The following is a 436-nucleotide window of genomic DNA, read 5'->3' as shown; positions in this document are numbered from 1 at the left end:
GATGCGTTTGCAAGAGAAAAATAATATAAACGATGAGTATTACAGCATTATAAGCACTTTTGTAGCATTAAGCGATGATAAGGCAATTACGCTTTATGATTTTGTTTATGATTTAATCCCAAATTCAATCAAACGCGAGTTTTTAAAAGATGAAGCCTCTATGAAAGCTTACTTGCCACTTAAAGAAGAAAAATTCACATACACAGAGAATAATTTCAAGGACAAAATAGAACTACACACAAATATTTACAGCATACACAAACCCTTTAATGAAAAAAACATCAAAAAAGAATGGCACACTATAAATGCACTAAATTTAAAAGACTATGAGTTAAATTCAAAAGAACTTATAATACCTAAGGCAAAGCAAGATAGGCTAGGCATAGGGTATGACGAGCTTTGGGAGCTAATAAATAACAAAAAGCAGACATTACTA

At 31.0% G+C, this 436-nt stretch carries 1 protein-coding gene; it reads left to right on the top strand.

From position 1 onward, the window contains the following. Positions 1–436: hypothetical protein (locus DMC01_RS14330; RefSeq protein ID WP_185908995.1), on the top strand; the 436-nt coding region annotated here is incomplete at both ends.

Source organism: Campylobacter troglodytis (assembly GCF_006864425.1).
In the GTDB taxonomy this organism is placed as follows: Bacteria; Campylobacterota; Campylobacteria; order Campylobacterales; family Campylobacteraceae; genus Campylobacter_D; species Campylobacter_D troglodytis.
The sequence above is the reverse complement of the archived record's forward strand: the minus strand, read 5'-3'. Positions and strand labels throughout refer to the sequence as shown.